Consider the following 25,947-nt stretch of genomic DNA (forward strand, 5'->3'; position numbering starts at 1 on the left):
CGTCGCGTAAGTCACATCGAAAAGCGTGTTTCGGTGGTGGAAATGGCGGGAAACAAGCGAGGTTCCGATGCGGAACCGACACGTCGGGTCAGGACTGCGACCTCGAAAGGCCGAGCCTCCGTACGAGGACCGCGCGATGACACGTGTCCTGCTGCCCGATCACACGATTCACTCATGGATCTTGGGCTCTAGATTTGAACCCTACGTCAATCTGTCAAGCGAAGGCACGCCCGGAAGAGTGACCTGGATCCGGCAGCCACGCGGGGATTCGGCCACACCGATCCGGCCGCCGTGCAGATCCACCGCCCAGCGGGCGATCGCGAGCCCCAGGCCCGTACCGCCGTCGCTGCCGGGACCGTGCGGGGCGACCACACCGCCGCGGTTGAACCTCTCGAAGACCCGGTGCCACTCCGAACGCGGGATGCCGGGACCCTCGTCCAGGACCTCCAGGTCCAGCGACTCGTGTCCCTCGCCGCGCCGGGCCTTCACGGTGACGCGGCCGTGCGGCGGGCTGTGCTTGACCGCGTTGTCGATGAGGTTGGCGACGACCTGGTGTATCCGCTCCGGGTCCGCGTGCGCGGTCAGCTCGGGCGGCGAGACGTCCAGGTGCAGATGGACGTCCGTGCGCGTGTGACTGCCGGAGCCGGAAGCGATGCCCGCGCGCGCCGAGGCGACCATGTTGGCCTCCTTCAGTACGCCGGACAGGTACGGCCACACCTCGAAGCGCCGCTTGCGCAGCGGTACGACGCCGTTGTCCAGGCGGGAGAGGTCGAGAAGCGTCTCCACGAGCCGCCCCAGCCGCTCCGTCTGCTTGAGGGCCGTACGCATCGTCTCGGGGTCGGCGGCGGAGACTCCGTCCACCACGTTCTCCAGGACCGCGCGCAGTCCGGCGATGGGCGTGCGCAGCTCGTGGGAGACGTTCGCCACGAGTTCCTTGCGCTGGCGCTCCTGGGCCTCCAGGTCGTCGGCCATGCGGTTGATCGTCTGGGCCAGGTCGCCCAGCTCGTCGCGGCGGTCGGCGCCCCTGACGCGGCGGGTGTAGTCGCCGTGCGAGATGCCCCGCGCCACGGTGTTCATCTCGTCCAGCGGCGATGTCAGCGAGTGCGCCACGAACTGGGTGATCAGCAGCGTCGCGATCACCGAGAAGACCGTGATGAAGCGCAGCTCCGTCTCGGTGCGCACCGCGATCATCAGCAGACCGGTGGTGATGAAGACAGAGACGACGACCAGGGCGCCGAGCTTCGTCTTGATCGAGAAGGGACGCATCTCGCCCCAGGTGTCCGTCGCCGATCCCAGCGCGGAAGCGGTACCGGCGGCCGGCGTCGCCGCGGAGGCGGGGGCCGTCCCGGAAGCCGCACTTGAATCGGGCACCGGACTCAGCCCGGACACCGAGCCCGAGCCGGTGCCGGCGTCGACACCGGTGCCGCCACCGGAGTGGGGCGGTGAATCCGAGCCGGGGCCGACGAACGCGCCCGTACCCGAGCCGGTGTGCGACCCCGCGTCCGAGCCCGAATGCGGCCCCGCAGCCGAGCGCCTGCCCGAGCCCGGGCGTCTGCCGAACGGCGAACGGGATCCCGCACCCGCCAGCACACTCCTGCGCCACGCACCGATACTGCTCATCACTTCCGCCCCCTCAACCAGGGTGCCCGACTCTAGGGCGTCGGGGTCTCCAGCGCGTAGCCCACGCCATGAACCGTACGGATGCGCTCGGCGCCGATCTTCCGGCGCAGCGCCTTGATGTGGCTGTCCACGGTGCGGGTGCCGGACGCGTCGGCCCAGTCCCACACCTCGGCCAGCAGCTGCTCGCGCGAGAGCACCGCACGTGGCGTGTTCGCCAGACAGACCAGCAGGTCGAACTCCGTGGGCGTGAGATGCACGTCCTCGGAGCGCACCCGGACCCGGCGCTGCGCGTGGTCGATCTCCAGCTCGCCGAGCCGCAGGATGCCCGAGCGCGGCGTCGACGCGGCCAGCGCGGCGCGCTCCACGCGTCGTAGCAGTACGTGCACGCGCGCGGCCAGCTCGCGCATCGAGAACGGCTTCGTCATGTAGTCGTCGGCGCCCACGCCGAGCCCGACCAGCATGTCCGTCTCGTCGTCGCGCGCGGTGAGCATCAGCACCGGCACCGGACGCGCCGCCTGTACTCGGCGGCAGACCTCCAGGCCGTCGAAGCCGGGCAGCATGATGTCGAGGATCAGCAGGTCGGGCTGCCATGCCTCGGCCGTGTCGACGGCGGCCGGCCCGTCACCCGCCGTTTGCACGAGGAATCCCTCGGCACGCAGGCGAGCGGCGATGGCGTCCACGATCGTCGGATCGTCCTCGATCACCAGCACGCGGCGCTGAGCGCCCGGCGTGGCCGCCGTGCCGTTCTGGGAGGTGTGTGTCTGCTCCATCGCCCGCCCCTGAGTGTGCTTTCCGGAACCAGTGGGGTGATTCCATGACTGCGCTTGACGCTTGAATGATCGGCGTCAGGTCAGCAGGGTACGGGCAGTGACCGCCGCTCGGCTATCCAGGCCCGACCGCGAGATGCACGACGTCCGGAACGCCCCGGGCAACCGGGATCTCTTCGGTACGCACCTGTCGGAACCCGGCATTCCCCAAGGTTCTTGCGAAATCAGGCGAGGGCTTGGCCGACCAGACGGCCAGTACCCCACCGGGCCTCAACACCCTTGCGCACGCGGCGAGTCCGGCCGCCGAGTAGAGGTTTTCGTTGCCCTCTGTGACGGTCCACTCGGGTCCGTTGTCGATGTCGAGGCACAGCGCGTCGTACGTGTCGGACGTCTCATTGACGTATGCGACGAGATCCGCCTCGATGATCTCCGTGCGCGGGTCCGCGAGCGCCGGCGCCGAAAGCCCGGTGAGCGGTCCGGAACGGTGCCAGTCGATGATGGCCCGCTCCCGTTCGACGACGGCGATCCGGCCCCAGCGCGGCTCGTCGGCCGCGTGTGCGAGCGAGAAGCCGACGCCCAGGCCGCCGATCAGGACGTCGGGCCCCGGCCGCCCGTCCAGCGCGCCGAGCGCGGCCTCGACCAGCCGTCTCTCCGAGCGTCCGTCGGAGGTGTCCATGAGGAAACAGCCGTTGGCGATGATCTGCAGCAGCCCGCCGTGGCGGCGGAGCACGACCTCGCCGTACGGCCCCTCGCGACGGTCGATGACTTCGGGAGCGCCGTAGGAAGCGTCATGGGAAGCGTCGTGAGCGGTGTCGTGCGAGGTGGTCATGCGGTCATCCTGGCAAGTTCCCCCAGGGCGAGCAGCTGATTTCCGCCGGGCCGCCGAGTTGCGCCGGGGCCGGGCCCGACCGTGAGAGATGGCTGTGAATCGGCCCTTCCGTGGTCCCCGTCACAGACAGCCCGGTCGTGCGAAGCTGAGTGTGGGGGTGACGGAAGGAGCCTCCACGGTGAAAAGGCCTGTGACGAGCGGCGCGGAGACGACGAACCCCGCCGCGTCCTCCGCCTCCGCTGAATCCTCCGGCCCCGCTGCCTCCACCGACTCCACCGCCGATCGGGACGCCGCTCCCGCCGCCGGGCTCGACGGCATCCCGCGACAGCGGCCCCTCGCCGTCTCCGCCGAGGGCGTGCACGTCGCCGTCGCCGAGAGCGTGCCCGCCGATGTGGGGACCTCGCCCGCCGCTGACGGGAGCGCCCGGCCCCTGCTCGCCGGGCTTCGCCGCGTCCGGCCCTGGCGGCTGTTCCCCACGCCCACCGGGACCCCCTTCACCTTCGGGTACGCGGTCGTCCTCGCGGTGACCTCTCTCGTCGCCGAGTACGCGGACCCCGGCCTGGTGGACCGGGTGCTCCAGGCGTCCAGCACCGATGTGGCCCATCTGGCGCAGTCGCCGGTGCGTGTGCTGGTCGCCAGTGCGCTGTGGATCGCGGGGGGCCTCACGTCGGCGTACGTGATCGCCTTTCTGCTGGTGCTCACCGCGCTGGAGCGGCGGATCGGTGGGTGGCGTACGGCAGGCGTCTTCCTGCTGGGACACAGCCTGGCGACGCTGGCCACCGAGATACCCGTCGGCCTCTCCGTCCTCGCCGGGCATCTGCCCGAGAGCTCGCTCCACCGCTACGACTACGGCATCAGCTTCGGCGTCGCCACGAGCGTCGGCGCGCTGGCCGGGCTGCTGAGGCCCTGGCTGCGCTGGACCGTGCTCGCGGTGTTCGGCTGGATGGTCGTCGGTGACCTGATCGCGTTCACGGATCCGATGACGAACTGGGGACACACGATGGCGCTGGCCATAGGGGTGGCCACCTGGCCGCTGCTGCGCCGGGTCGGCCCGCCGGGTCAGCTCCAGGACGACGACCGGGACCACGGAGCCCCCTCGTAAGGCACGGGCCTGCCCGTGAACGCGTCCAGGAGGATGCGGTCGCCGACCGGCCGGTCCAGCTTCACCGTCACCTTCTTCGCACGCAGCTCCTTTGTGCAGAGACCGTCGGAGGGGTTGCGGATCCAGGCGGAGAACACCACGTTGTCCGCGCTCTCCAGCACGTCGACGCCGGGGCCGTCGTCGCAGGACCCGTGGTGGGCGCGCAGCACGACGGTCCGGCCGTCCCGCGACACCGTGTTCAGTCCGGCGAGCTCCCACAGGTCATCCGTCAGGTTCGGTAGGGGCTTGACCGGGGGCTTCGGGAGCTTCGAGGCGACGACCGCGACGCGCTTGAGCGGCGTGTCGTAGCCCTTGATCGTGAAGTGCCAGGCGGGGACCGTGGCCGACCCCTGGCTGGTCCGGATCGCCATCTCCCCGAGCCGCGCACCGGTCACGGTGAGCCGGGGCCCCGGACCGGCCGCACCGGAACCCCCGCCGATCTGCTCGTACGCCGCCCGCGCGGAGACGACCGGAACGGCCAGCGAGCCGCCACCGCGCCAGCGGACCTCCCCCTTCTTCGGCGGGGCGCCGGGAAGGGAACCGCGGATCTCGAGGTTCTGACTCTGGTACGCCTGCTTGTCGGCGTCGCTGTGGAAGGCACCCTCGGGCAGCTGGACCGGATCCCCCAGCGGGAAGTAGCCCTCACGCCACACCCGCGCCGCCGCCGAGCCCTCCCAGGCGTCGGAGACCTGACGTGCGCGTTCCGTGGCACGTGCCGGGTCGTGTGTACCGGCATCGCCGTACTTGTCCCCGCAGGAGGTGACTCCGACGGCCGCAGTGGCGAACAGGGTCAGGCCGACGAGCAATCGACGCAGGTGTGCGGTCCGCATGATGCCCCCGAGGCAGACGACTGGAACGGATGAGGAATCCGACGCTGCACCTGTGACGCACCGGCCGGGCGAGACGTTCACCGGGGTTCACCGCCCCGATCGCTCACAGCGAACAGCGCCTGGGGAACAATTGAAGGCTCACATGCATTGAGTCGGCATAGCTCAACTTGAATGCCGAAGGGGAGATCATGACTTTGACGTCCGAACCGCTCACTCTGCCCGTGCTGCCGCTCGACGACGAGGTCGTGCTGCCCGGCATGGTGGTGCCCCTGGACCTCAACGACGCCGACGTACGCGCCGCGGTGGAGGCCGCACAGGCCGCCGCGCGCTCCAGTGGAGGAAGCAAGCCGAGGGTGCTGCTTGTTCCGCGGATCGACGGGACGTACGCGAACACGGGCGTGCTCGGCACGGTCGAGCAGGTCGGACGCCTCGCCGACGGTGACCCCGGCGCCCTGATCCGCGGGCGCGGCCGGGTGCGCGTGGGCGCCGGTACGACCGGCCCCGGAGCCGCTCTGTGGGTGGAGGGCGTCCAGGTCGAGGAGACCGTGCCCGACCCGCTGCCCGGCGCCGTGACCGAGCTGGTCAAGGAGTACAAGGCGCTGGCCACCAACTGGCTGAAGAAGCGTGCCGCCTGGCAGGTCGTGGACCGCGTCCAGGCCATTGACGACGTGTCCGCGCTCGCCGACAACTCCGGCTACTCGCCGTTCCTCACGACCGCCCAGAAGGTCGAGCTGCTTGAGACCGCCGACCCGGTGGCCCGGCTGAAGCTCGCCACCGAGCAGTTGCGCGAGCACCTCGCCGAGCAGGATGTCGCCGAGTCCATCGCCAAGGACGTACAGGAAGGCGTGGACAAGCAGCAGCGGGAGTTCCTGCTGCGGCGCCAGCTGGAGGCCGTCCGCAAGGAGCTGCGCGAGCTGAACGGCGAGGCGGAGGGCGAGGAGTCCGACGACTACCGGACCCGCGTCGAGGCCGCCGACCTCCCCGAGAAGGTCCGCGAGGCCGCGCTCAAGGAGGTCGAGAAGCTGGAGCGCTCCAGCGACCAGTCCCCCGAGGGCTCCTGGATCCGCACCTGGCTCGACACCGTCCTGGAGCTCCCCTGGAACGAGCGCACCGAGGACGAGTACGACATCCAGGGCGCCAAGGCGATCCTGGACGCCGAGCACGCCGGTCTGGAGGACGTGAAGGAGCGGATCACCGAGTACCTGGCCGTGCGCAAGCGGCGCAACGACCGGGGCCTGGGTGTCGTCGGCGGGCGGCGCGGCGGTGCCGTGCTCGCGCTCGTCGGACCTCCCGGCGTCGGCAAGACCAGCCTCGGCGAGTCCGTCGCGCACGCCATGGGCCGCAAGTTCGTCCGGGTCGCCCTCGGCGGCGTACGGGACGAGGCGGAGATCCGCGGACACCGGCGTACGTACGTCGGCGCGCTGCCCGGCCGGGTCGTGCGGGCCATCAAGGAGGCCGGGTCCATGAACCCGGTGGTCCTGCTGGACGAGATCGACAAGGTGGGCTCCGACTTCCGCGGCGACCCGGCCGCGGCCCTGCTCGAAGTCCTCGACCCGGCACAGAACCACACCTTCCGCGACCACTACCTGGAGGTCGAACTCGACCTGAGCGACGTGGTGTTCCTCGCCACGGCCAACGTGCTCGAAGCCATCCCGGAGGCACTGCTCGACCGTATGGAGCTCGTGCGGCTCGACGGCTACACCGAGGACGAGAAGGTCGTCATCGCCAGGGACCACCTGCTGCCGCGTCAGCTGGAGCGGGCCGGGCTGGAGAAGGCCGAAGTCACCCTGGACGAGAGCGCGTTGCGCAAGCTGGCCGGCGAGTACACGCGGGAGGCGGGCGTCCGCAACCTGGAGCGGTCCGTCGCACGGCTGCTCCGCAAGGTCGCGGCGCAGCACGAACTCGGCGAGCGGGAACTGCCGTTCACGGTCGGCGCCGACGATCTGCGCGCGCTGATCGGACGGCCGCACCACGTGCCCGAGTCCGCCACGGACCCGGCCGACCGCCGCACGGCGGTGCCCGGCGTGGCGACAGGCCTCGCGGTCACGGGCGCGGGCGGTGACGTCCTCTTCGTGGAGGCGTCGCTGGCCGACCCGGAGACGGGTGCGTCGGGTCTGACCCTCACCGGACAGCTCGGTGACGTCATGAAGGAGTCGGCGCAGATCGCGCTCTCCTTCCTGAGGAGTCACGGAGCCGAACTCGAACTGCCCGTGGGTGACCTGAAGGACCGGGGTGCGCACATCCACTTCCCGGCCGGCGCGGTCCCCAAGGACGGCCCGAGCGCCGGTGTCACCATGACGACGGCCCTCGCCTCGCTCCTGTCGGGCCGGCTGGTCCGTACGGACGTGGCCATGACGGGTGAGGTCTCGCTCACCGGCCGGGTGCTCCCGATCGGCGGAGTGAAGCAGAAGCTGCTCGCCGCGCACCGGGCCGGGGTCACGACCGTGATCATCCCGAAGCGCAACGAGGCCGACCTGGACGACGTCCCGGCCGAGGTCCTGGAGAAGCTCGACGTCCACGCCGTCACGGACGTCCGCCAGGTCCTCGAACTGGCCCTCGCCCCGGCGACGAACGGCGCGGCGACGGAGGTTCCGGTGGCGGCGTGACGGACGTCCACCGGTAACGCAAGGCCCGGGTCCCTCTTTCTGAGGGGCTCGGGCCTTCCGCGTACGTACGTCTTCCGAGTACGGATGCGCGGGGCATTGCCGTGCGCGGGTCAGCCGTTGGCCAGGGCCACCACCCTGTCCAGAGCTCCGTTGAACTTGTTGTGGTCGCCGACCGTCGGGCCGGACGAGGTGTACTGCCACATCGTGTAGTAGCTCCAGCCAGCCGGGAGTGTGCCCACCGCCGAGGCGTAGCGCGCGATCCAGAGCGGGTTGGCGGTGGCGAAGCCGGCGTAGTTGCCGGTGCACTCGGTCCACCAGCTGGTGGCCGTGTAGATGACGGCGTCGCGGCCGGTGCGGGCCTTGTACTGGTTCAGGAAGTCGCGGATCCAGGTGACCATCGCGCTCTGCGTCTTGCCGAAGCAGGCCGCGCCGTACGGGTTCCACTCGATGTCGAGGGCGCCCGGCAGGGTCCTGCCGTCCTTGGACCAGCCGCCGCCGTGGTCGACGAAGTAGTTGGCCTGGGCGGCTCCGCCCGTCGTGTCGGGGGTCGCGAAGTGGTACGCGCCACGGATCATGCCGACGTTGTACGAGCCGTTGTACTGCTGGGTGAAGTAGGGGTTCGTGTAGTACGTCCCCTCGGTGGCCTTGACGTAGGCCCACTTGACCCCGCTGGTCCACAGGGTCGACCAGGCGACGTTGCCCTGGTGGCTGCTGACGTCCACGCCCTCCGTCTGCGTGGCGTCACCGGGGGTCGGCAGACCGCCCTGGCCGTCGTGCGGGATCACGCCCATCCCCATGTGGGCGGAGCCGCGGGGCGGGACGTCGGCCGCCTGGGCCGGGAGCGGGAGGGTGAGGAGGAGCGAGGCGAGGGAGAAGAGGGCTGCGAGCAGTAATCGGGATCTGTGCACGGGCATTGCGTGCCTCCGAAGGCTCGACGTGCTTGGGGGTGCGGGAACGTACGGGATCGTGCGGGTGCATGCAGGTACGTGCGGGAACGTGCTTCGAGGCGCGGGCTCGAAGCGTGTTCGATGTGGGTAGTGGCGTGGGCATGCCATTGGGTGCCTGTCAGCGACGCTACGCGCCGCGACGGCCGGGCGGAAAGAGGGGCCGGAGGCTGCCGTTGGTCTATTCCTGCGAAATACTGGCCCAGCTGCGGCAATGGCGGTCTTTGGCGGAAACTTTCACGATCGGGAAACCGGGTCATGGGTGCTGACGTGCACGAGGGCGGAAACGGCGAGGGGCACCGGACGGAATCCGGCGCCCCGGGGAGTGGTGTGGACCAGGAGTTCCTTGCCCTGGAACGCGAGCTGACCGTTCTGCTGCGGCGTGCCCGCGCCTCCTCCGGTGAGATGGTCCGTGAGGTCCATCCCGACCTGGAGTCCTCCGCGTACGGCCTGCTCGTACGGCTGGAGGAACTCGGCCGACAGCGGGCGACGGAGCTTGCCGCGTACATCGGTGTCGGCAAGGCCACGATGTCGCGGCAGTTGCGGGCGCTGGAGGAGATGGGCGTGGTCGCCCGGGAGCCGGATCCCGCGGACGGGCGGGCCTGGCTCGTTCATCTCACGGAGGAGGGGCGGGTGCGGTTTCGTGCCGTGCGGGATGCGCGGCGGGCGCGGTATGTGCGGGAGCTGGCCAGCTGGGACCGGAAGGAAGTGGCTGAGCTGGCGAGGTTGTTGCACAGGCTGAACCGGGGGGTTGAGGGCTAGATGGGTTCCCACCCGGGGTTGTTCGGTGGCTGCGGGCCTGCTGTGGCTGTGCGCAGTTCCCCGCGCCCCTAAAGGGGCACGCCCTGGCCGCCGCGAGCCTGAAGGGGCAGCCCCGATCGGCTCACAACCTCGCGCAGACCACTGCCGGTTGACCGGCACCTCGCGCAGGCCACCGCCGATTGCCGACACCCCGCGCGGGCCCACCCCCGGTCGGCTACAACTCCACGTACGCCACCGTCGCGTCGTCATGCCGTTTCGAGCGGCGCAGGAATGTGCGTTCCGTGTCCGCCAGTTCCAGTGCTCGTACGCGGTCGATCAGGGACTGGCCGCCCTCCTTTCGGATCAGGGTGAACAGGGCTGTCCAGTCGCCCTCGTGGAACTTGTCCGTCCAGCGGGTCGCGCCGTCGGTGAGGGCGGCCAGGGCTCGGACGTCGGCGCGGGGGAGGGTGCCCGTCACCGCTCGGGATGCCACCGAGGGGTCCGCCGCCGCGGTGAAGAAGCCGCCCTCCTTGTTGCGGAGGGTGGCGTCCGTGGCGGTGTGGGAGGTCAGGGTGGCGCGGGGGACCCGGGAGAGGCGGTCGTCGAGGAGCGGGGTGACCTCGCCCGCGGGGGATTCCACGAGGAGAGCCGAGTCCGAGAGGACCAGGTACTCGACGGACTCCGGGGACCAGCGGGCCAGGACGACGGTTGCCTGTGGGGTGCGTGGGTGAGAAAGGTCACAGGTGGCTCGATGGGCGTCGGCGGTACGCAGGATGGCTTGCGCGAGCACCTCGCTCAGCGTCAGATCTCGCCGTGAAACGGACAGTTCGTGCAGGGATCCGCCCAGCCGGGCCGTGAACCAGGGGACGGAATGCAGACAGGCGTAGTCGGCGGCCGGCGGCGTCACACCGTCCAGGACGACGAGCGAACCGCCCTGTCCGGAGGCGGGAAGTCCGAGCGACGCGTAGTCCTCGTCGGGGCGGGCCGGGTCACCGGCGACCGAGATCAGTTCCGAGCGCATTCGGCCAGTCTGCACGAGGCCTTCACAAGCTTCGCCAAAGGCTGGCAACCGTCATCGAACTGCCCCTGACGGGCAGGTCAGGCGCCTGTTTTGAGGTGGAATCACCGACTCCGATGAAGCGTGGTGGCGCATCTTGCCATCGGTCGCTGTGGACGTCCAACCGGCCCGCCGCGCAAGGGTGTCGCACGCGCCACGGGAACTTGCCGGTCCGCTCCTCGGGGATGTTCACTCCTTCGTGTGGCGGGTCAGGCGATGCGCGACCACTGCCCACCGGCACTGGGAGGGTCGGGAGCCGTACCGGGACGACACGCGAGTTGACGGACAGTCACCCGGGCCCATGGGGACACGAGTCAAGAATGCGAGCACCGGTGCAGAAAATGCGGCCTCGGCGCAAAGGCAGGCAGTCGGCCTCGGGTGAAGCCTCCGGGCACACGCCGAACTCGCCTACCGCACAGAACATCCCGGACCCCGCGGGCCGCGGTCGCCCCGCGCACGTACGCAGTCGGCTGATCATCGCCGTCGCCGTCGTGGCCGCCGCGATCGCCGGAGCCGGTACCCCGTCCGTGATCTCCGCGTCGAGCGACCTGAACGACTCGCAGAACCTGGTGACGCTCGCCGGACGCACCCAGGACGCGCTGGCCCTCGCCCACTCGCTCTCCGACGAGCGCGACGAGGTCACCTCCTACATCGCGGCCGGCCGCCCCGACGGCAAGGGCCCCTCCGAGAGCCGCAGCGCCCGCGTCGACCGGCAGGTCGACGAACTCCGCGCGGAAGCCGTCGAGGCCGACGCCCCCGCGGCGTTCCGCGAGACGCTCGACAACATCGCCACCGTGCGCCGAGCCGCGCTCACCGGGAAGAACACCGCTCTCGAAGCGCATCAGGCGTACTCCGCCGCCCTCACCGACCTCCACGGCCTCGCCGAGGAACTGGCCGAGCAGCTCCCGCCCCGCGCGGGCTCCGGCGCGCACGCCCTCGCCGACCTCGACACCGCAGTCCAGCAGGCCGCCGCGACCCGCGGCCTCCTCCTCGCGGCCCTGAACGTCCCCACCTCCACGCAGACCGGGACCGACCCGATCACGGGCCTGCCCACGACGAGCACCACGTCGACCGCCGCGGACACCAAGCAGCGCAACGCGCTCACGGCCGCCGCCATGCAGTCCAACGTCCGTGAGCAGGCGGCGATCACCGGCTTCCGCGAGACCGCGCCGAAGACCGACCGCGCCTCGTACGACTCCACGGTGACCGGCGCCGAGGTCAACACCGCCGACAAGTACCTCGCGAGCCTGGCGACCCGGCCCACCCTCTCCGACTCCCAACTCGACACCGACACAAAGAAGCTGGACGCCGCGCTCTCCGCCCGCGTCGAGCAGATGCGCGGCGTCGAGGCCTCCCTCAACACCCAACGGGCCAAGGAGCTCGCCCAGTTGAGGGACGACGACGTCACCGCGCTGGAGATCCGCATCGCGATCCTCGGCGCCCTGATGCTGCTCGCCGTCGGCGTCGCCACGGGCATGGCCCGCTCGCTCACCCGCCCGCTCTCCGTCCTGCGCCGCGGCTCGGCCCGCCTCGCCGCCGAACCGGCCACCCAGGAACCGGTCAAGTTCACCGGCCGCAACGACGAGTTCGCCCAGGTCGTACGCTCCGTCAACGCGCTCCACGCGCACGCCCTCGCGGCCCACGAGCGGATGGCGACGCTGGAGGACGACCGCAAGCACCTCATCGGCAAGCGCCAGAAGATGGCCGACGAGCGCGACCGCCTCCGCTCCGAACTCGCGGACGCCGTCGCCCACTTGGAGCAGGTCCGCAGCAGCATCCACGGCACCTTCGTCAACCTCGCCCTGCGCACCCTCGGCCTCGTCGAGCGCCAACTCGGCGTCATCGAGGGCCTGGAGGAGCGCGAGCAGGACCCCGACCGTCTCGCCACCCTCTTCAGGCTCGACCACTTCGCCACCGTCATGCGCCGCCACAGCGAGAACCTGCTGGTCCTCGCGGGCGCCGACCACGGCCACCAGCACCCCGGCCCGGTCCCGCTCGTCGACGTCGTACGCGCCGCCGTCAGCGAGATCGAGCGCTACGAGCGGGTACGGATCGCCGCGCTGCCGCCGCACGCGCACCTCGCCGGGTTCGCAGCCGACGACATCAGCCACCTGGTGGCCGAACTCCTGGAGAACGCCTCGTCGTTCTCGCCGCCCGACATGCCCGTAGAGGTCTCCGGCTGGCTCCTGGAGAGCGGCGAGGTCATGCTCTCCGTCCAGGACGAGGGCATCGGCATGACCGGCGACCGGCTCACCCAGCTCAACGCCCGCCTCGCGGACTTCGACCCCGAGGACGCGTACGACCAGGAGAGCGGCGAAGGACTCGGGCTCGGCCTGTACGTGGTCGCCCGGCTCGCCCACCGGCACGGCGTACGTGTGCAGTTGCGCGAGCAGAAGCAGGGCGGCATCACGGCGGTCGTCGTCCTGCCCAAGTCCCTGCTCGCCGCCGCGCCCGCCGTCGCCGTCCCCTCTGCGACCACCGCCCGCACGGCGGGCGGCGCCCCCGCGCTCTCCCTCCCGGGCGCGGACGCCGAGGTCAACTCCAATGTCCTGTACGCCCGTTCGGACCGCGACCCGCTGATCGCCGCGGCGGAGGAGACCTTGCGGGAGGCCGACGAGGCGCCCCTCGTCGACGGTCCCGTACACGAGGACGACGCAGCCGGCACAGGCGACCAAGCCGACGCGGACGCGAGCCCGCAGGCCGGCACCGAGGAGGAGCAGTCCTCCGAGCCCGCCGTCACCGGCCCCGAGACGACCATGGTGCTCATGGCGCCGGTACCTCCGGCCGAGGACCTCTCCGAGCCCGCAGAGGCCGAGGCGCGCGAACCCGAGGCCGCCACCCCGTCCATCACGCTCCCCGCCCAGACGAGTTCCGACCCGTACGCCATCGGTCCGGACGCCCACGAGCGCGTCCCGGACGCGCCGAACCAGGCCCAGCCGCAGCCGGCGTACGACCCGCAGACAGCACAGGCACCGCAGACAGCACAGGCCGCACAGGAATCGCACGCATCGCAGGAACCGGACGAGCCGGTCACCGACAAGGGGCTGCCCAAGAGGACCCCCAAGATCTCCGCGCCCGCCCCGGCGGCGAGGCCGCGCAACGCGTCCGTGGACGCCGAGGCCCTGCGGCGCAGGCTCGGCGGATTCCACCGGGGCGCGAACCACGGCCGCCGTGACGTCGAAGCGGAGATCGCCGAACAGACGTCGGGGCTGCAGCAGCCCGCCGCACATGCCGTAGAAACCAAGGGGGACACAGTCGAGGAGGCAAGCAGTTGACCGCGCCCAGTACCTTCGGACTGAGCAGTGAAGCCCGCAATCTGCACTGGCTGCTGACGAACCTCGTCGAGGAGGTGCCGGGGCTCCTGTCCGTCGCGGTGGTCTCCTCCGACGGCCTGTTGCTGCTCTCCTCCGACCCCGGGAGAAACGCCCAGGCCCGTCGCGCCACGGAGAAGCGCACGAGCCCCAAAGGCTCGGCGGCGGACCTGGCCACCATCGTGTCCGGCATCGGCAGCCTCGCCATCGGCGCCGCCAAGCTGATGGACGGCGGCGGCGTCAAGCAGACGATGGTCGCGATGGAGGACGGCGGCCTGTTCGTCATGTCGATCAGCGACGGCTCGCTGCTCGGTGTGCACGGCGCCCCGGACTGCGACATGAGCGTCGTCGCGTACCACATGGCGCTCTTCGTGGGCCGCGCCGGACACGTCATGACCCCCGAACTCCGCAGCGAACTGCGGCAGTCGATCGAGGCCACGACGATGGAGGCGGCCAAGTGAACGACGTGAGCGGCACGCCCAGACTCCCGGTCCGCGGCGGCGACCGCAAACCCGCCCGTGTACGCCCCTACTCGCTCACCGGCGGCCGTACGCGCTTCGGGCACGTCCTGCTCGTCGAGACGTTCGTGGCGGCGCTCGAAGCCTCGCCGGAGCGCCCGGAACTGGAGAATGGTTCACTCTCCACCCGGGTGATGCCCGAGATGCGGGCCATCGTCGAACTCTGCCGCCGGATGCGCACGGTGGCCGAGGTCGCCGCCCTGCTGAAGATGCCGCTCGGTGTGGTCCGGGTGCTCCTCAGCGACCTGGCGGACCAGGGAAAGATCCGTGTGTACGGAACAGGTCACGGCCCGGGACAGCCGGACCGCGCTCTGCTGGAAAGGGTGCTGAGTGGACTCCGTCGTCTCTGACGCCTCACGCGTCTCAGATGCCTACCGAAACTCCGGGTCTCCCCAACTCGTCGAGCCCGACGAGGAGTTGAAGGCCTGGCAGCAGGACCGTACGCGCGCCCCGATCGCCACGAAGATAGTGGTGGCCGGCGGCTTCGGCGTCGGCAAGACCACCCTCGTCACGGCCGTCTCGGAGATCACGCCTCTCCAGACGGAGGCGCTGATGACCGAGGCGAGCGAGGACACCGACGACCTCAGCTCGACCCCGGAGAAGGTGACCACCACGGTGGCCATGGACTTCGGCCGCATCACGCTCGACGACGACCTGGTCCTGTACCTGTTCGGCACGCCGGGACAGCAGCGGTTCTGGTTCATGTGGGACGACCTGGTGCGCGGGGCGATCGGCGCGGTGGTCCTCGCCGACACGCGCCGCCTGAAGGACTGCTTCCCGGCCCTCGACTACTTCGAGAGCTGCGGGCTGCCGTACGTCGTCGCCGTCAACCACTTCGACGGCAGCGAGAAGTACGAGCCGGAGGATGTCCGCGAGGCCCTCACGATTCCCCCGCACATACCTGTCATGATCATGGACGCGCGCAGCAGGTTCTCGGCCATCGAGACCCTGCTGGCCCTCGTCGGCCACGCACTCGAAGTCAGCCCGGAGTAACCGGAACAAGCCACCGGAACAACCGGATCAGGACACCGGGTCAACACACCGGATCAAGTCGTACGCAGAGAAGGACAGGCATGCGGAAGATACTCGTCGTCGGAGCCGGCCAGTCCGGACTCCAGCTCGCCCTCGGACTCCAGTCGAACGGGTACGAGGTCACCCTGATGTCCAACCGGACGGCGGACGAGATCCGTACGGGCCGCGTGATGTCGACGCAGTGCATGTTCCACACGGCGTTGCAGCACGAGCGCGATCTCCAGGTGAACTTCTGGGAGTCCCAGGCCCCGAAGATCCAAGGACTCGGCGTCTCGGTCGCAGCCCCCGGCTCGCACGACCCCGGCCCGACCCAGCGCGTGATCGACTGGGTCGGCAAGCTCGACGGGTACGCCCAGTCCGTCGACCAGCGCGTCAAGATGGCCGGCTGGATGGAGACGTTCGCCCAGCGCGGCGGCCAACTGGTCATCCACGGCGCGGCGGTCGGCGACCTCGACTACTTCTCCCGTACGTACGACCTGGTCCTCGTCTCGGCAGGCAAGGGCGAACTGGTGTCGATGTTCGGCCGCGACGCCTCCCGCTCCCCGTACACGGAGCCGCAGCGCGCGCTGGCCGTCGCGTACGTCCACGGCCTGGGCCCGCGCCCGGAGCACCCGGACTACGACGCGGTCCGCTGCAACCTCGTCCCCGGCGTGGGCGAACTCTTCGTCATGCCCACCCTCACCACCTCCGGCCGGGCGGACATCCTCTTCTGGGAGGGCATACCCGGCGGCCCGCTGGACGCCTTCCAGGGCGTCAAGGACCCGGCCGAACACCTCTCCCTGACCCTGGAACTCATGGAGCGGTTCACGCCGTGGGAGTACGCGCGGGCCACCAAGGTCGAACTCACCGACGCGGGCGGCACGTTGTCCGGACGCTACGCGCCCACGGTCCGCAACCCGATAGGCCGGCTGCCCGGCGGCGGCCTGGTCCTCGGCGTCGCCGACGTCGTCGTCGCCAACGACCCGATCACCGGCCAGGGCTCCAACTCGGCCTCGAAGTGCGCCGCTTCGTACCTCGACTCGATCCTCTCGCACGGCGAGAAGGAGTTCGACGAGACGTGGATGCGGGACACCTTCGAGCACTACTGGGACACGGCCCAGCACGTGACCAAGTGGACGAACGCGATGCTCGGCCCACCCCCGGAGCACGTCCTCAACCTGATCGGCGCGGCAGGCCAACTCCCCCCGGTCGCCGACCGCTTCGCGAACGGCTTCAACGACCCGTCGGACTTCGAGAACTTCTTCTATGACCCGGAGAAGACGGGCGCGTACTTGGCGTCGGTGGCCGGGGCCTGACGGGACAGTCGCACCGCCCCTCGACGCGTGCGTACTTGGCCGGCTACCAGCGCAACTCCCCGTTCTCGTCCTGGAGAGTTCCCGTGGGGCCGTCCGCGTCGAGGGTGGCCAGGCGTACGACAGTTCTGGCGCTCTCTTCCACCGGCCTTCCGATTCCGAGGGCCGCGGTCATGTCGGTGGCGGTGGTGCCGGGCTCAAGGGCGTTGAACTTGATGCCCGGCTGGGACTTGGCGTACTGGACCGTGAGCATGGTCGTGGCCGACTTGGACGCCGAATAGAGCGCCAGCGGCACGTTGAACTCCGGCCGGTCGGGGTTGTTCACCGCCCAGAACGACCCGAGGCTGCTCGAAACGTTCACCACGGTGGGGTTCGAGGACTTGCGCAGCAGGGGAAGTGCCGCCTCCGTGACGCGCACGACTCCCACCGTGTTGGTGTCGAACACCCGTACCGCCTCGGGGCCGTTGACGGTATCGCTCCCGAGGATGCCGGCGTTGTTCACGAGCACGTCGAGCCGGCCCTCGGCCGAGTCGATCGTCGCCAGCGCGCTGCTGACCGACGCGTCGTCGGTCACGTCGAGCTGCACGAATCGCGCGCCGAGCGTGGCCGCCGCCTTCTCACCTCGCTCGACGTCACGCGCGCCTATGTAGACGACATGGCCCAACTCCAGAAGCTGTCTGGCTGTCTCGAAGCCGATGCCCTTGTTGGCCCCGGTGATCAGTGTGACGGTCATGCCGTTCCTCCAGAATCAAGTGGCCGGAGTGGGCTGTCGCCGACGTCCGGACTGTTCCTCGCGTGCTGGTGCTGGTGCTGGTGCTGGTGCTGATCGGGCCGGTCAGCCGGTCAGCTGGCGGCGCATTTCGGCGGCGTCGTGCAGGGCGGTCATATGCACGAACCGCCCGTCGCGGACCTGGTAGATGGCGTACTCGACGATCTCGAACGAGGCGCCGGTGGGGGCCACGCCGAGCCACTCCTTCACCGGAGTACCCGTGTTGATCAGGCGCGCGGCCAGCCGGTCGCCGTCGAAGAGCAGTTCCTTGAGCTCCCAGTGGAGGTCGGGAACCGCGTCCACATCCCGCCTCTGAACCGCGAGAAGGTCGTCCCGGGTGGCGGGCTCACCGTTCAGCGTGGTCCGGTCGTCGATGAACTCGTCCATGCCGTCGAACTTGTGGGCGTTGAGCTGCTCGACATAGCGCAGGTAGAACGCGCGCAGATCACTGTCGGACATCGGATGGCCTCTCTGTGTGGCGGCGGCGCGCGACCTCCCCTGACTTCTGTATCGATCGCCGCAGAAGTCGACGATAGCACTTCCGTAGCGATCGATGCGGAAGAGGTAGACTGCGGGGGTGGAGACGAAACAGAGCGGCGCCAAACAGGGCGGTCCCATCGGGCGACCGCGAGGGTTCGATGCCGACGAGGCTCTCGAACGGGCCATGCTGGTCTTCTGGGAGCACGGCTACGAGGGGGCCAGCCTGGCCCACCTGACGCATGCGATGGGTATCTCCACCACCAGCATGTACGCGGCCTTCGGCAACAAGGAGGCGCTGTTCCGCAAGGCCCTGGAGCGCTACACCGAAGGCCCGAGCGCCTATCTGCCCCGGGCCCTGGAGGAGCCGACCGCCCTCGGCGTCGCCACCGCGATCCTGGCCGGCACCGTTCGGACCACCACCCGCCCGGCCCAGCCCAACGGCTGCCTGGGCGTCCAGAGCGCCCTGACCGTCAGCGACGCCGGCAGAGAGGTCCGCGACCTGCTCGTCGCCTGGCGCGACGACGGCTACTCCCTCATCCGGGAGAGGTTCCAGCGAGCTGTCGACGACGGCGACCTGCCCCCGGAGACGGACCCCGGGCTACTGGCCCGCTACCTCACCGCCCTGGGGTACGGCATCGCCGTGCAGGCCGCGAGCGGTGTGGGCCGCGACGAACTCCAGGAGATGGCCGACGCGGCGCTGCGCAACTGGCCGCTCTCCTGAGACCTGCGCCTGGGCTCTCACCCCGGCTGCGGGTCGCTCGTTGCTGATCGCGCAGTCTCCCGCACCCCCTCAGGGGTACTTGAAGGGGAGCTGTAGCCCTCGTCCGAACCGTCCGTCGCGCCCTCGGGAAGCTCTGGCGGCGTGTAACTCGGCAGTGACTCCTCGTCGGTGTCCGGGCGGACCGCGCCCAGGATCGGGTTGGCGGCGATGGGGGACACCTTGACCGTCGCCCCCGGCCTCGGAGCCTGGACGACCATGCCATCACCCAGGTACATGGCGACATGGGTGGCCTCGGGGAAGTAGACGACCAGGTCCCCCGGACGCAGCTCGCTCAGTTCGACGTGCGGCAACTGGGCCCACTGCTCCTGGCTGGTACGGGGGATGGCGCGGCCCGCGCTGCTCCAGGCCTCCGACGTGAGACCGGAACAGTCGTACGTGTCCGGCCCCTCGGCGCCCCACTCGTACGGCTTGCCGATCTGCTCCACGGCATGGCGCAGCGCCTCATCGCCTTCGCGGGAGGGAGGCCGCGCACTGCTCAACGCGCCCGACGTCACGAGCTCGTCCTGTGCTTCGGCCACGCCCGCCTTCTCCAACTCGGCCACCCGCGCGAGCTGTTCGGCGCTCAGCGAGACGAGCAGCTCCTCGACGTCCTTCAGCCGCTTGCCCACCAGGTCGCGGTCCTTCTTCTGCCGTTCGGCGAGGGTGAGTTGCTCGTCGAGCGCGCGGCGGGCTTCCCGCGCCAGCCCGTCGGTCCTGCGCTCGTCCACCGCCAGCCGGTCGACCGTTCCGGCGCGCTCCAGCGAGACCTGCCGGATCACCTGGCCCTGGTCGAGGGCGTGTTGAGGATCGCGGGCGAGCAATAGCCGTACGTACGAGGAGATCTCGCTCGTGCCCTGGTACTGCTGCCGGGCGAGCCGTCCCGCGGCGCCGCGACTGCCCTGGAGGGAGAGCCGGGCCGCGGAGAGGCGCCCGTTTAGCTTCGCGACCTCGGCCCGCTGCCGCTTCAGCTTCTCCTCGGTCGCGTTGTACGTCTCGGTCGCCTCCTCGGCCTCCCGGTACAGCCGCTGGAGGTCGGTCAGCAACTCGGCGACGGACGGCTCGCCCTCCGGTACGGAACCCGGTGCCGAGCTCTCGCCGGGCTCGGCCACCGGACTCCCGCCGGGCTCGGGCACCGCCGCCGCGGGGCCGGGTGCGAGGACGGCGCCGGCCGCGATCGCCGCTGTACAGACCAGCCGCAGAAGCCTTCCTGACACGTCATCACCTCCGGTGCGGGGCGCGGCCCTTCCGCTCCTCCACATCGCGAGCATCAGACGCGCGCGCGAGCCCCGCGCGGCGAGCGTGGGCGATCCGGCCCAACGAGGTCACTCGTCGGTGTCGTCCGACTTGCCGTCCGGCGTGGCGTCTGGCTTGATGCGCGCCGCGGTGTCGGGCTTCGGCTCCGGCTTGGACCACGGCCACCGCAGCCTGCCGCCGCTCGTGTCATCGGGGTCGTACTGGTACTTCCACCCCTGATGCAGTGCGAGCCGCCTGCTGGTCCCCGCCTGCACCCGCCGGTAGACGAGCACGGTCGGCGGACCACCGGCGCTGTCCGGGACCGGGACCCGGTACACCTTCGGCGGGTGTCCGGTCGCACCGAGCAGGACCGGCAGCACCCGGCCGTCCAGGGGGCCGCCTTCGAAGGGGGTGTCTTCGCTCTTCACGCAGCCAGTGTCACAGCAGGTGGGCCGCGTCGCTCACCACGGGCAGCACCGCCCGGGCGAAGGTGCCCATCGGGCCGTCCGCGGGCTCCATCGCCAGCGCGGCCCGTACGGCACCGGCCGTCTGGGCGTCGCGCCCCGCGGTCGCCACCAGACACGCGACGAACTGCTCGACGAGCCAGTCCCGCAGCTCGTCGAGCGGCGGTTCCTTCTCTTCATCCAGCCAGATCAGGGAGGCGGCCTCGACCGCCGTGATCCACATCCGGACGGTCATCCGCAGCCGGGGCGCCGGCCCTTCGACCTCCAGATGAACCAGGATGTGCTCGGCGGCGGCCCGCCGTACCCCGTCCACGATGGCCGTGGTCCGGGACGTCTCGACGACGCTTCCGCCCTGCAACAGCGCGCTGAATCCGGCGTCGTGCTCGTCCACGAAGGCGAGATAGCGGTCCAGGGCGTTGGCGAGCCGCCGGGTGAGCGGGCCCTCCGGGGGTTCGGCGAAGCAGTGCTCCAGCTCTTCCGCGGCGGACCTCAGTGCGGCCTCGTACAACTGCTGCTTGCCGCCGGGGAAGTACCGGTACACCAGTGGGCGTGAGACGCCGGCTGCCTCCGCCACGTCGTCCAGGGAGACCTCCTCGGGGGCCCGGGCCGCGAACAACGACAGCGCCGCGTCGAGCAGTTGGCTCCGCCGTTCCTCGACACCGAGTCGCCGGTACGCGCGTGTAGGAACCTCCGAGGTCATGCCCCGCAGCGTAACCTTTCCCGCCCGCACCGCCCCATTCCCGGGGGCTCCGCCCCCAGACCCCCGCTATCGCGCTGAACGCGCTCGTCCTCAAACGCCGGACGGGCTGGGTGGGTGGGAGCTGGCGTGGGTGGGTGGGTTGACCGGGGTGGATGGGAGATCGGCCTGAACGGCCTCGTCCTCAAGCGCCGGACGGGCTGAGTGGGTGGGGGGTGCCGGAGGTGGGTGGGTTGATCGTGGGTGGGTGGGGTATCGGCCCGCACGGCCTTGTCCTCAAGCGCCGGACGGGCTGGGGGTGCGGGGCTGGCGGGGTGGGTTGGCTCGCCTTGGGCGGGTGGGGTATCGGCCTGAACGGCCTCGTCCTCAAACGCCGGACGGGCTGAATAGCTGGTCGGCGCTGATGGGGGTGGGGGCCTGACCGGCATGTTTGCAAGAGTTGCTGCGAGCGGCGCGGCGGGCCCTGGTCGAGTGGATGATGCGGGAGTCGGCCATGGACGCTGTTGTGCTTGGTTGAGCGGATGGTCCGGGAGGCGGCCACGGACGCTGCGCATGGTCGAGGGGATTGTGCGGGAGCTGGCCACGGACCCTGCGCATGGCCGAGCGGATGATCCGGGAGCCGGCCACGGACGCTGCGCATGGCCGAGGGGATGATGCAGGAGGCGGCCACGGACGCTGCGCATGGCCGAGGGGATGATGCAGGAGGCGGCCACGGACGCTGCGCATGGCCGAGCGGATGATGCAGGAGCCGGCCACGGACCCTGCGCATGGCCGAGCGGATGATGCAGGAGCCGGCCACAGACGCTGCGCAGGGTTGAGGGGATGATCCGGGAGCCGGCAACGCGACGCTGCGCTTCCGGGACCGGGGCGGGCGGGGGGCGGTGGTCAACGGGTTTCGCGTCGGGCTCGGATGCTCAGGGTGATGGCGGAGACGAGGAACCAGAAGGCGCCGAAGGCCGAGTATCCGGTGATGCTGGACAGGCTGCTCGTGTCCGAGGCGGACATGGCGGCGAAGGAGGCGCCGGCGAGGACGGAGAGGCCGCCGCTGATGACCATGGGCCACTGGGCGCCGACGGTGCGCCGGCGGCGGATCGCCACGACGAGCTGGATCGCTCCGGAGAGGAGGGCCCAGATGCCGAACACGAGCAGGGCCGTCCCGATGGTGGAGAAGACGGCGATGATCATCCCGGCGCCAGCCGCCAGGCCGAGAGCCATGTTGATCGTGCCGACGCGGTCCGTGGAGCCGGCGGTGGCGGCCATCCGACGCTCCAGGACCGTGGCGACGACGTCCCACAGGGGATAGACGACGAGCAGCACGGCCGCGATCGCGGTGGGCTTGTCCGGGGACACGAGTGAGGCGGAGGTCGTGGCGACGAGGGCCACCCAGACCAGGGAGAAGGCGACCCGGATCAGGTAGAGGGATCGGAGGCCGGAGAGCGTCGGCGAGGGTGTGGTCGTGCTCGGAGTCGCAGCGGTCTGAGTCATCGGGTGTCCCGTTTGTGATCGTGACGGTGTGAGGCGGTCGCCTCGACGAGGAGTCTCGGCGGCCTCGGGAGGGGCCGCGTACTTCGAACGAAGTAGTTCTGCCATCCACTTCGAATCGAACGATTTCCGCCGCCGACCCCACCCGGACCGGGCCCTCCGTCTACTTCATTCGAAGTACACGGCCGCAGCGCACGTGGACGAGAATCAAGCCATGGCCAAGGCGCACAACAACCAGGACGGGCCCGTGGCACCCCTGTGGGTCCGCCGCCCCGAGGCCCTGCACCTCATCGCCTACTCCCTGGCCGCGCTGGTCTTCACAGGCCAGATCGTGGCGGTGATCCTGCGAGGGTCGGACTGGCAGACGGCCCTCTCCGTACTCCTCGCCGGTGGCGGTGTCGCCCTCTCCTGGCGGAGGCCGTGGGCAGGGCTGGTCGTGACGAGTGCGGCGTCCTTCGCCGTCACAGCGGTGGGCCACGACCCCCTCTCGGTGTGGATGATGGCCGTGCTCGTACTGTTCTCGGTCACCGTCAGGGGCAAGCAGCCGCTGGTCGGAACCGGCATCGTGGCGGCGTTCTTCCTGGGCGCGTTCATGACGCTGGGAGGATTCCGTGGCGGCGCGATCGTGGGAGCCGCCGCACTCTTCTCGGCCATAGCGGGAGGCGCGACCGGGGCCGCGCTGCGCATCCACCGGGAGCACTGGCTCACCCTGGAGGAGCGGGCCGAGAGCGCCATCGCCACCCGCGAGATCGAAGCCACCCGACGCGTGACCGAGGAACGGCTCCGCATCGCCCGGGATCTCCACGACGTCATCGGCCACCAGGTCGCGATGCTGAGCATGCATCTCGGAGCGGCGGAGATCGGGCTGCCCGAAGAGGCCGAGTCCTCCCGGCAGGCCCTCGTCTCGGCCAGGTCCAGCGCCCGTACCGTCGTCGTCGAAACGCAACGGATCCTCGCGCTCCTCCGCCTCGGAGACGACATCCCCGAAGACGAGGCGCTCCGGCCGACCCCGGCCCTCAGCGGCCTGGAAGGCCTTGTCGCCTCTTTCGAGAGCATCGGCCTCGACGTCCGCCCCTCCATCGACATCCCCACCGATTTCGTCGAGCCCAGCGTCGGCGTGACGGTCTACCGGGTGGTCCAGGAAGCACTCACGAACGCCTACCGGCATGGAGAGGGGCCGGCAACGGTGGACGTACGCGAGCGCGACGGCAGGATCTGCGTCACCGTGGAGAACGGCGTCGGCCACACACCGCACGGCTCCAGCCCAGGCAGCGGACTCGGACTCGTGGGGATGCGCGAACGCGTCGAGTCGTCCAGCGGGAGGCTGACCATCGACAGTGACAACGGGCGATTCCGGGTCCATGCGGAGTTCAGCCCACTGGGAGCCGTCGTCCGATGACACGGATTCTGATCGTCGACGACCAGCAAGAGATCAGGGCCGGCATCAAAGCGATGCTCCGGCTCGACCCGAGCCTTGTCGTCACCGGCGACCTCTCCGACGGACTCCAGGTCGTCCCCTACCTCCGGGACCACCCCGTCGACCTGGTCCTCATGGACATCCGGATGCCCGGCATCGACGGCGTCGAGGCCACCCGCCGGATCCGCAAGGAGCACCCACCCGAAGAGCTGCGGGTGATCGTGCTGACCACCTTCGACCAGGACGACATCGTTCTCGCCGCACTCCGCGCGGGTGCCAACGGCTTCCTGAGCAAGACCGTGAGCCCCGCCGAACTCGTAGCCGGAATCACCGAGGTCGTCGGCGGCGGCGGTGCGCTCTCGGCCGCCGCGACGGCCGCGCTCATCGGCCACATGACCGACAGCCCGCCCCCGGTGATCGACCAGGAACTGCTACGCCGCTTCGACGCCCTGACACCCAGGGAGCGGGACGTGGTCGTCCTCGTCGCGAGCGGCCTGGGCAACGACGAGATCGCGGCCCAGCTGTCCGTATCGCCGTTCACCGTGAAGACACACGCGGTACGAGCCATGACAAAGGTCGGCGCACGCGACCGAGCCCAACTGGTCTCCTTCGCCTTCCGGGCCGGCCTCTACCCCTGAGCCACAGCCGCAGCGGGGCACGTACCAGCGAGACGACGGACGTGACCGCAGCCGGCGTCGTGACCGAGGGGACGGGGCGGGGGTGTCCGCCCGCAGCGGCTGGCGTGTCAACTCGGGTGCCCTTGAAAGCGACCTATTTCGCGCCAGACCGAGGACGGATACCCCCGCCCCGGCCCCGCCCCACGACAAACGGCCGCCCGACCCACAACGCACAACCCGCAGCCCGCGACGGGACAGCACCCCCACCCACCCAGGGGCGCGGGGAACTGCGCAACCAGCACCCCACCCACCCGCACCCAACAACCGCCCCCGCACCGGCCCCCGCACCGGCCCCCGCCCCCGCCCCCTCAGGCCAGCAACCCCGAAGACCTCCAAAGCCGCCGCCCAGCCCCCCGCAACACCCCAATGTCATCCAGAAAGTCGGTCAACCGCTTGGCCCCCGTCTGCATGACCTCCCGCCGATGCCCACTGGCCTTCACCTGAGCCATGGCCTCCCGCCGGTCAAGCCCCACGTTCTCGTACACATCGGGATTGACGAAGGCCACCGAGAACACCCGAGCGAACTCCCCGGACGTAACCCGAGTGAACTCCTGCGACCACCGAGGCGCGGTAACCATCTGCCGACGGAGTTCCTCCCGCGCGTACCGCACATGCCGCGCCTCCTCCACCACATGGATCCGCGTCACCCCCCGGACCAACGTCTGCACCCGCTCGTCCGGAAACGTCAACCGCTGCATCCAGTCGAGCACCTCCTCACCGAGCAGCGTCGCCGTGAACGACCCCGGCGTGGTCGAAACGGTCTTGAAGAACCGCCCGAGGTTCTGATGGGCCCGGCTCACCGGATACCAAGGCGTCCCACCGGACGAGATCAGCCGCGCGAACATCTTCGAGTGCCGGCACTCGTCCTCGATCTCGGTCAGCGCATACCGCACATGCGCACTGGTGGCCGCCTTGTCATAGATGTGCCGCACCAGCAGCTGCATGAGGATGATCTCGAACCAGATCCCCAGCGAAGCGAGCGCCGCGGCCTCGTGCCGGGACAGCAGAATCCGCTGCTCCTCACTCATCCGCTTCCACAGCGGAGTGTCGTACAGCGACACCAACTCCGGCGGCCAGAACCACTTCCCCTCCTCGAAGGGCGCGTCCCAGTCCAACTCCTTGTCCGGGTCGAACGAGTGCTTCGCGGAGGAGTCGAGCAGCCGCTCGGCCACCTGCTCCCGGTCCTTGAGCAGACCGAGCGCATCGCGCAGCACCTCGGCCTCCGTAACGGTCGTCATGGCTGTGCCCACCTCGTCGTACGGGAAGAAACCTCAGGGTTA

24 protein-coding genes are annotated in these 25,947 nt (G+C 70.2%); 11 read left to right on the forward strand and 13 right to left on the reverse strand.

Annotation, left to right across the window (positions count from 1 at the left end; translation table 11 throughout):
• Window positions 1-201: 201 nt before the first annotated feature.
• From ACN20J_RS32635 to ACN20J_RS32645, 3 genes are all read right to left on the reverse strand, one after another.
• On the reverse strand, window positions 202-1,266 hold the full coding sequence (locus ACN20J_RS32635; protein WP_055617705.1) for a HAMP domain-containing sensor histidine kinase: 1,065 nt from the start codon (window positions 1,264-1,266) through the stop codon (window positions 202-204).
• 386 nt (window positions 1,267-1,652) lie between these two features.
• Window positions 1,653-2,390, reverse strand: coding sequence for a response regulator transcription factor (locus ACN20J_RS32640; protein WP_055617694.1), 738 nt, complete (start codon window positions 2,388-2,390; stop codon window positions 1,653-1,655).
• Window positions 2,391-2,502: 112 nt separating this feature from the next.
• Window positions 2,503-3,216: a spermidine synthase gene (locus tag ACN20J_RS32645; RefSeq protein ID WP_419667395.1), complete on the reverse strand. Its 714-nt coding sequence runs from the start codon at window positions 3,214-3,216 to the stop codon at window positions 2,503-2,505.
• Between the two features lie 178 nt (window positions 3,217-3,394).
• Between ACN20J_RS32645 and ACN20J_RS32650 the strand changes: the two genes are divergently transcribed.
• Window positions 3,395-4,318 carry a rhomboid-like protein gene (locus ACN20J_RS32650; protein WP_419667396.1) on the forward strand — a complete coding sequence of 308 codons (924 nt, stop codon included), beginning with the start codon at window positions 3,395-3,397 and terminating at the stop codon, window positions 4,316-4,318.
• Here the strand turns inward: ACN20J_RS32650 and ACN20J_RS32655 are convergent.
• On the reverse strand, window positions 4,276-5,187 hold the full coding sequence (locus ACN20J_RS32655; RefSeq protein WP_419667397.1) for a hypothetical protein: 912 nt from the start codon (window positions 5,185-5,187) through the stop codon (window positions 4,276-4,278). The two genes, ACN20J_RS32650 and ACN20J_RS32655, sit on opposite strands and share 43 nt — an antisense overlap.
• Before the next feature lie 188 nt (window positions 5,188-5,375).
• Here ACN20J_RS32655 and lon point away from each other — a divergent pair, with 188 nt between their 5' ends.
• Window positions 5,376-7,793, forward strand: a complete 2,418-nt coding sequence (gene lon, locus ACN20J_RS32660; RefSeq protein ID WP_189837585.1) for an endopeptidase La — start codon at window positions 5,376-5,378, stop codon at window positions 7,791-7,793.
• A gap of 110 nt (window positions 7,794-7,903) precedes the next feature.
• Here lon and ACN20J_RS32665 read toward each other — a convergent pair whose 3' ends face one another.
• The gene (locus ACN20J_RS32665) at window positions 7,904-8,707 is read right to left on the reverse strand and encodes a lysozyme (RefSeq protein WP_419667398.1); all 804 of its coding nucleotides are present in this window, start codon (window positions 8,705-8,707) and stop codon (window positions 7,904-7,906) included.
• A gap of 300 nt (window positions 8,708-9,007) precedes the next feature.
• Here ACN20J_RS32665 and ACN20J_RS32670 point away from each other — a divergent pair, with 300 nt between their 5' ends.
• A complete protein-coding gene (locus ACN20J_RS32670) occupies window positions 9,008-9,499 on the forward strand; it encodes a MarR family winged helix-turn-helix transcriptional regulator (RefSeq protein WP_189838445.1) in 492 nt (163 codons plus the stop codon).
• Window positions 9,500-9,713: 214 nt separating this feature from the next.
• On the opposite strand, the gene ACN20J_RS32675 is transcribed toward ACN20J_RS32670, so the two are convergent.
• Window positions 9,714-10,499: a protein phosphatase 2C domain-containing protein gene (locus ACN20J_RS32675; protein ID WP_190232182.1), complete on the reverse strand. Its 786-nt coding sequence runs from the start codon at window positions 10,497-10,499 to the stop codon at window positions 9,714-9,716.
• A gap of 356 nt (window positions 10,500-10,855) precedes the next feature.
• On the opposite strand from ACN20J_RS32675, the gene ACN20J_RS32680 reads away from it, so the two are divergent.
• From ACN20J_RS32680 to ACN20J_RS32700, 5 genes are all read left to right on the forward strand, one after another.
• Complete coding sequence (locus ACN20J_RS32680) at window positions 10,856-13,810, forward strand: nitrate- and nitrite sensing domain-containing protein (RefSeq protein WP_419667399.1); 2,955 nt, start codon at window positions 10,856-10,858, stop codon at window positions 13,808-13,810.
• A complete protein-coding gene (locus tag ACN20J_RS32685) occupies window positions 13,807-14,307 on the forward strand; it encodes a roadblock/LC7 domain-containing protein (RefSeq protein WP_419667400.1) in 501 nt (166 codons plus the stop codon). The genes ACN20J_RS32680 and ACN20J_RS32685 overlap by 4 nt, the downstream gene beginning before the upstream one ends.
• Before the next feature lie 5 nt (window positions 14,308-14,312).
• Window positions 14,313-14,714 carry a DUF742 domain-containing protein gene (locus ACN20J_RS32690; RefSeq protein WP_189838446.1) on the forward strand — a complete coding sequence of 134 codons (402 nt, stop codon included), beginning with the start codon at window positions 14,313-14,315 and terminating at the stop codon, window positions 14,712-14,714.
• Window positions 14,695-15,357 carry a GTP-binding protein gene (locus ACN20J_RS32695; protein ID WP_419667401.1) on the forward strand — a complete coding sequence of 221 codons (663 nt, stop codon included), beginning with the start codon at window positions 14,695-14,697 and terminating at the stop codon, window positions 15,355-15,357. Before ACN20J_RS32690 ends, ACN20J_RS32695 begins: the two co-directional genes overlap by 20 nt.
• A gap of 80 nt (window positions 15,358-15,437) precedes the next feature.
• Window positions 15,438-16,691: a styrene monooxygenase/indole monooxygenase family protein gene (locus ACN20J_RS32700; RefSeq protein WP_419667402.1), complete on the forward strand. Its 1,254-nt coding sequence runs from the start codon at window positions 15,438-15,440 to the stop codon at window positions 16,689-16,691.
• Window positions 16,692-16,734: 43 nt separating this feature from the next.
• Here the strand turns inward: ACN20J_RS32700 and ACN20J_RS32705 are convergent, their stop codons facing one another.
• Together ACN20J_RS32705 and ACN20J_RS32710 are read right to left on the reverse strand one after the other, a co-directional pair.
• Window positions 16,735-17,421, reverse strand: coding sequence for an SDR family NAD(P)-dependent oxidoreductase (locus ACN20J_RS32705; RefSeq protein ID WP_419667403.1), 687 nt, complete (start codon window positions 17,419-17,421; stop codon window positions 16,735-16,737).
• Window positions 17,422-17,523: 102 nt separating this feature from the next.
• On the reverse strand, window positions 17,524-17,916 hold the full coding sequence (locus ACN20J_RS32710; RefSeq protein WP_189837593.1) for an ester cyclase: 393 nt from the start codon (window positions 17,914-17,916) through the stop codon (window positions 17,524-17,526).
• A 118-nt stretch (window positions 17,917-18,034) separates the two neighbouring features.
• On the opposite strand from ACN20J_RS32710, the gene ACN20J_RS32715 reads away from it, so the two are divergent.
• The gene (locus ACN20J_RS32715) at window positions 18,035-18,658 is read left to right on the forward strand and encodes a TetR/AcrR family transcriptional regulator (RefSeq protein WP_189837594.1); all 624 of its coding nucleotides are present in this window, start codon (window positions 18,035-18,037) and stop codon (window positions 18,656-18,658) included.
• A 17-nt stretch (window positions 18,659-18,675) separates the two neighbouring features.
• Here the strand turns inward: ACN20J_RS32715 and ACN20J_RS32720 are convergent, their stop codons facing one another.
• The 4 genes from ACN20J_RS32720 to ACN20J_RS32735 form a co-directional block, all read right to left on the reverse strand.
• Window positions 18,676-19,911 carry a C40 family peptidase gene (locus tag ACN20J_RS32720; protein ID WP_189837595.1) on the reverse strand — a complete coding sequence of 412 codons (1,236 nt, stop codon included), beginning with the start codon at window positions 19,909-19,911 and terminating at the stop codon, window positions 18,676-18,678.
• Between the two features lie 108 nt (window positions 19,912-20,019).
• Window positions 20,020-20,358 carry a hypothetical protein gene (locus ACN20J_RS32725; protein ID WP_142940568.1) on the reverse strand — a complete coding sequence of 113 codons (339 nt, stop codon included), beginning with the start codon at window positions 20,356-20,358 and terminating at the stop codon, window positions 20,020-20,022.
• A 10-nt stretch (window positions 20,359-20,368) separates the two neighbouring features.
• Window positions 20,369-21,094: a TetR/AcrR family transcriptional regulator gene (locus ACN20J_RS32730; RefSeq protein ID WP_189837596.1), complete on the reverse strand. Its 726-nt coding sequence runs from the start codon at window positions 21,092-21,094 to the stop codon at window positions 20,369-20,371.
• 882 nt (window positions 21,095-21,976) lie between these two features.
• Complete coding sequence (locus tag ACN20J_RS32735; protein ID WP_189837597.1) at window positions 21,977-22,576, reverse strand: DUF308 domain-containing protein; 600 nt, start codon at window positions 22,574-22,576, stop codon at window positions 21,977-21,979.
• A 211-nt stretch (window positions 22,577-22,787) separates the two neighbouring features.
• On the opposite strand from ACN20J_RS32735, the gene ACN20J_RS32740 reads away from it, so the two are divergent.
• Together ACN20J_RS32740 and ACN20J_RS32745 are read left to right on the forward strand one after the other, a co-directional pair.
• Entirely contained in the window at window positions 22,788-23,972 is a 1,185-nt protein-coding gene (locus ACN20J_RS32740) for a sensor histidine kinase (protein WP_419667404.1), read from the forward strand.
• Entirely contained in the window at window positions 23,969-24,628 is a 660-nt protein-coding gene (locus ACN20J_RS32745; protein ID WP_361923385.1) for a response regulator transcription factor, read from the forward strand. The genes ACN20J_RS32740 and ACN20J_RS32745 overlap by 4 nt, the downstream gene beginning before the upstream one ends.
• Before the next feature lie 347 nt (window positions 24,629-24,975).
• Here the strand turns inward: ACN20J_RS32745 and ACN20J_RS32750 are convergent, their stop codons facing one another.
• On the reverse strand, window positions 24,976-25,905 hold the full coding sequence (locus tag ACN20J_RS32750; protein ID WP_189837600.1) for an AurF N-oxygenase family protein: 930 nt from the start codon (window positions 25,903-25,905) through the stop codon (window positions 24,976-24,978).
• Window positions 25,906-25,947: the final 42 nt, after the last annotated feature.

Origin of the sequence: Streptomyces sp. 2-1, assembly GCF_048564895.1 — a bacterium.
Taxonomy (GTDB): Bacteria; Actinomycetota; Actinomycetes; order Streptomycetales; family Streptomycetaceae; genus Streptomyces; species Streptomyces phaeochromogenes.

Bases quoted from the DNA above. Each gene is read 5' to 3' on its own strand.
- ACN20J_RS32635 (WP_055617705.1), bottom strand. From the start codon at position 1,266: ATGCGTCCCTTCTCGATCAAGACGAAGCTCGGCGCCCTGGTCGTCGTC.
- ACN20J_RS32640 (WP_055617694.1), bottom strand. From the start codon at position 2,390: ATGGAGCAGACACACACCTCCCAGAACGGCACGGCGGCCACGCCGGGC.
- ACN20J_RS32645 (WP_419667395.1), bottom strand. From the start codon at position 3,216: ATGACCACCTCGCACGACACCGCTCACGACGCTTCCCATGACGCTTCC.
- ACN20J_RS32655 (WP_419667397.1), bottom strand. From the start codon at position 5,187: ATGCGGACCGCACACCTGCGTCGATTGCTCGTCGGCCTGACCCTGTTC.
- lon (WP_189837585.1), top strand. From the start codon at position 5,376: ATGACTTTGACGTCCGAACCGCTCACTCTGCCCGTGCTGCCGCTCGAC.
- ACN20J_RS32665 (WP_419667398.1), bottom strand. From the start codon at position 8,707: ATGCCCGTGCACAGATCCCGATTACTGCTCGCAGCCCTCTTCTCCCTC.
- ACN20J_RS32675 (WP_190232182.1), bottom strand. From the start codon at position 10,499: ATGCGCTCGGAACTGATCTCGGTCGCCGGTGACCCGGCCCGCCCCGAC.
- ACN20J_RS32680 (WP_419667399.1), top strand. From the start codon at position 10,856: ATGCGAGCACCGGTGCAGAAAATGCGGCCTCGGCGCAAAGGCAGGCAG.
- ACN20J_RS32700 (WP_419667402.1), top strand. From the start codon at position 15,438: ATGCGGAAGATACTCGTCGTCGGAGCCGGCCAGTCCGGACTCCAGCTC.
- ACN20J_RS32705 (WP_419667403.1), bottom strand. From the start codon at position 17,421: ATGACCGTCACACTGATCACCGGGGCCAACAAGGGCATCGGCTTCGAG.
- ACN20J_RS32710 (WP_189837593.1), bottom strand. From the start codon at position 17,916: ATGTCCGACAGTGATCTGCGCGCGTTCTACCTGCGCTATGTCGAGCAG.
- ACN20J_RS32730 (WP_189837596.1), bottom strand. From the start codon at position 21,094: ATGACCTCGGAGGTTCCTACACGCGCGTACCGGCGACTCGGTGTCGAG.
- ACN20J_RS32735 (WP_189837597.1), bottom strand. From the start codon at position 22,576: ATGACTCAGACCGCTGCGACTCCGAGCACGACCACACCCTCGCCGACG.
- ACN20J_RS32740 (WP_419667404.1), top strand. From the start codon at position 22,788: ATGGCCAAGGCGCACAACAACCAGGACGGGCCCGTGGCACCCCTGTGG.
- ACN20J_RS32745 (WP_361923385.1), top strand. From the start codon at position 23,969: ATGACACGGATTCTGATCGTCGACGACCAGCAAGAGATCAGGGCCGGC.
- ACN20J_RS32750 (WP_189837600.1), bottom strand. From the start codon at position 25,905: ATGACGACCGTTACGGAGGCCGAGGTGCTGCGCGATGCGCTCGGTCTG.